The sequence below is a fragment of the Blastocatellia bacterium genome (assembly GCA_016713405.1).
Taxonomy (GTDB): domain Bacteria; phylum Acidobacteriota; class Blastocatellia; order Chloracidobacteriales; family JADJPF01; genus JADJPF01.
Map to the genome: position 1 here is coordinate 1 of JADJPF010000025.1, position 4206 is coordinate 4206.

Annotated in this window: 2 protein-coding genes and 1 pseudogene; all 3 read left to right on the top strand. The window is 33.9% G+C overall.

Annotated features, from left to right (window positions below; all coding sequences use genetic code 11):
* The first annotated feature begins 357 nt into the window (after window positions 1-357).
* The 3 genes and pseudogenes from IPK14_25490 to IPK14_25500 all read left to right on the top strand — a co-directional run bounded on the left by IPK14_25490 (window position 358) and on the right by IPK14_25500 (window position 4148).
* Window positions 358-1209 carry a transposase gene (locus IPK14_25490; protein ID MBK7996601.1) on the top strand — a complete coding sequence of 284 codons (852 nt, stop codon included), beginning with the start codon at window positions 358-360 and terminating at the stop codon, window positions 1207-1209.
* A 141-nt stretch (window positions 1210-1350) separates the two neighbouring features.
* Window positions 1351-2005, top strand: a pseudogene (locus tag IPK14_25495) (hypothetical protein).
* Window positions 2006-2036: 31 nt separating this feature from the next.
* On the top strand, window positions 2037-4148 hold the full coding sequence (locus IPK14_25500; GenBank protein MBK7996602.1) for a UvrD-helicase domain-containing protein: 2112 nt from the start codon (window positions 2037-2039) through the stop codon (window positions 4146-4148).
* The last annotated feature ends 58 nt before the right edge of the window (window positions 4149-4206 follow it).

Here is a 4206-nt window from a genome sequence, read left to right on the forward strand (position 1 = left end):
ACGTCTTTAGGCGTGGGATGATTATTGCGGCAGTGAAATAAATAAATAATAAATATTGACGTAAGAATAATAGCATAATATAATAGAAAAATGAAAACAAATAGAGTAATCCAAATAACTACCAAGTATCAAGTGCGGTTTGGCAGCAGATGACAGATGCCAGAATAGAAGCACAAGACTCTGGAATAAAATGGTAAAACTACACTTGTGGTTTAGGAAAAGGAAATAAAAAATGGCCTACTCAATCCCAATTTGAAAAACATTTTGCAAGGAAATTCCGTCTACATAGTCAAACAATCCAAGCATTAATAGCTAAATTCTTTTCTAACATTGAAACTACCAAAACTAATAGAGCAAATGCAGATAAAAAGGCTCGCTACCCATACAAGAAAAAAGACCTACTTTAACCCAGTTTGGAAAGGTCAACACTTAAAAGTAGAGAATAACTACATAACACTACCAATGGGAATAGACCCTCATAGCAGAAAAAGACAATTAGGAATTTGCATCCGACTTCCAAAAGACTTGCCAGAAGGAAAAATAGTACAAGCAGAGTTAGCCTTTGGTAAGTTGCTTTTAACTATCCAAAATCAAGTTGAAGTAACAAAACCAGTTAATGAGAAAATAGCAACAAGTGATTTAGGTTCAATACATTTATCAGTAGTAACAGATGGTCAAGATTCTCTAGCAGTAGTAGGACGAGGACTTAGAAGCATCAATCAAGGTAAGGCTAAAGCATTAGCAGAAATCTCTCAACTTCAATCACGCTGTCAAAAACACTCTAAGCGTTGGACTAAACTACAAAAAGCTAAGTATAAAATACTAAATAAAGCAGAGAATCAAACTAAAGACCTACTACACAAAGCAGCAAATGAACTAGTAGAATTCTGTAAAGAAAAAGAAGTATCTAAGCTAGTAGTAGGTGATATAACCGAAATAAATAGAGGGAAGAAAGATAAAACATCCCGAAGATTAAACCAAGAAATGGGGTTATTAAGTTTATGTAAATTTGTAGGCGTTCGTGATGAGGTAGGAGCAATTAATTTGCTAAACAAATACCTCAATAAGGGTGAAATTAAACCCAATTTCCTTATTCCTAAAGGAAAAGTAAAGTATCTACGACCTGTGAAGTTGAAAAACTTTGCTAGACGTAGTAGAGCCGCTGACACCGGCCACCCCTCAATCCACGCTCTTTGTGCTGATGGGTGATGCTTTTTACGGCTTAGTTGTGGTTGGACTGTTTCTAACAGTAGGCGTGAGCCCTTCTGACTACTTTAGCGACCAAAAGAATCCAATGGCTTTAGCCGTTGGAGTGTCAAATACAACAATGGCAGAGTTTTAAAGCAGGAAATTTACCTAAAAGATGGTATAAATTATCATCATTCCAGAAAAAGAATTTGTTACCCAAGTTTGAGCATAAAGATAATTTTGTAATGGCAGTGCTTTCACCAGAACATCCAATAGTAGTTGTATTACATATGAAGAAGCAGAAAGCCAAACACGTAATTTATTCGAGCAAGAGTTAATAACACCTATTTTGACCGTTTTGGCAGATAAGGATCTTTATGCTTTAGATGCAATAGAAGGTCTTGGAGTAGTAGTTCCTCATAGAATGCAGCGTTTAGCTATAAAAAATGCTTTTCCATTTTTGCAATCGCTTAAAGATAATGACAGCCAAGAAACATTATCAGCAGTTGATACAGTAGAAAGATTTCAAGGTGGGGAAAGGCGAGTTATTTTAGTTAGTGTAACGGAAAGTGATAGAGAGTACGTACTAGCATCTAGTAAATTCTTATTGGATCCACGTCGTCTAACTGTAGCTATGAGTCGTGCTAAAGAGAAAATGATTTTGGTAGCATCTCGTTCGGTCTTTTCTCTTTTTAATACAGATGAAGAAACTTTTGCTAATTTGCAGATATGGAAGAATTTATTGCATCGTTATTGCACTAAAGAGCTTTGGCAGGGTGAAAAACTGGGTAAAAAAGTATTTGTTTGGGGTGTTTAAGTAGTATTAAATCCTATTAGGAGCAGAGGTTGTGAGCTTTGAAATAATCCATAAACCAACTTTTACTAACCAACTCTTGGTTATACCAAAAGAGTTTGTAGTGCAAATATTGGAAAAAATAGAATTTTTGCGTAATGATCCTAGTCCTGATGGTAAGCAGAAAAAGAAACTACATGGCTATAAAGGCGATGTTTATCGGCTTAGATCAGGCGATTTTCGCATTATTTACATTTATGGAGATGGTTGGGTAGCTTTACTTGGTGTAGACAGCCGTAAAGATGTTTATAAAGGCGATAAATTAATAGCAGAAGTAGAAGATATTGATATTAGTCAATTTGCTAGCCTTAATGATGTATTAACTCTAAAAGAATTTCCAAAACAACCTTCATCGCAATATTCATCACGATCTACTAGTAAAAAGCAAATAGATGAATTATTACCTGTTAAAATCACAAAAGAATTATTAGAAAGTTTGCTAATTCCTAGTGATTTTTTTGCGGTGTTGCTTACATGTGAAACTTTAGAAGATTTAGCTAATGCTAAAGTGCCAAATGAGTTAAGAGATAGATTATTTGATTGTATTTATTCACCAAATTTTGACCAAGTTATAAACCAGCCTAGCTTTACTACTAACACAGAAGACTTATTGCGCTTTAAGGAAGGTGAGCTAGTAACTTTTCTTCTTAAACTTAATCCAGAACAAGAAAAATATGTAGATTGGGCTATAAATGCTAGTGGCCCAACTTTGCTTAAAGGTGGCCCAGGCACAGGTAAAAGTACAGTTGCTTTATATAGAGTAAGAAGCTTAATCAATAACTTAAAAAAACAAGGTATTTCCTCTCCTAGTATACTATTTACTACTTATACAAACTCATTAGTAGCATTTTCTCAACAACTTCTAAATAATTTGTTAGGAAAAGACTCACAATATGTACAAGTAAAAACAGCCGATTCAATTGCATGTGACATTATTCGTGACGCTATTGGCAACCCAAATATTGCTAGTAATTCAGAGTTAGTTAGTTTAATGAAGCAAGCTGTTAATAATACAATAAGCTCTTTAGAAGGAAATTTGTTGCAAAAACAAGCTCAAACCGAAATCCTAAAACGCTTAAGCATTAATTACTTATTAGAAGAATTAAATTCTGTAATAGAATCTAGGGAGTTAAAAAGCTTAGAAGAGTATTTAGAAACCCCTAGAAATGGTCGTTCATTAAGATTAAATAAAACTCAACGTAGAGGAATTTGGAGTTTATACAAGCATTTTTCAAAACTATTAATAGAAAATGGTATTGAAAGTTGGTCACAAATTAGAAGTAAGGCACTAGAGATTTTACGCAGTACAAATAATATGGCTATTTATGATGCTGTTATTGTAGATGAAGCCCAAGACTTAGAACCAAATACTATTAGAATGTTAATAAAACTCTGTGCTAAACCAAATAGGCTATTTATTACGGCTGATGCTAATCAGTCAATTTATAGTAATAGTTTTCGATGGAGTGATATTCATAGTGACCTTCAATTTGTTGGACGTACAGGAATACTTAAAACTAACCATCGCACTACCCAAGAAATTAATGAAGCAGCATATTCTTATCTGACCAATGGTTTAATAGATGATGAAAAAATAGAATCAAGTTATATCCATAGCGGCCCACAACCTACTGTAAGAGCAGTAGAAAATGTTAAAGACGAAGCAAATCTAATAGCAAGTTTTTGTAAAGCAGCAGCAAAAGAATATCGTTTAGCAATAGGATCATGTGCTGTGCTTGTACCTAGTGAGCAAGTAGGAAAAGAAATAGCAGGCCGCCTAAATCACTTTGGCTTAGAAGCTAATTTTATGGCAGGAAAAGACTTAGATTTAAATAAAACAAGTATTAAAGTTATTACACTTAAATCAGCTAAAGGCTTAGAATTTCCTATCGTTACTATTGCAGGGTTTTTAACCACAAACTATCCAATTATTCCACAAAATACGCCTGTAGAGGCTATAGAAGAGATTTTAGCTCGTGAACGTCGCAGTATGTATGTTGCTATGACAAGAGCAATGAGGGCTTTATTAGTAGTTATTGCAGCAAAAAATACTTCACAGTTATTAAAAGGTTTTAATGGCAAGCTTTGGAATTTAGGGGAAGTATAAATAATTATACTAGTAATGTAATGATATAATGATTGTATAAGGATAAAATATGGCTGGT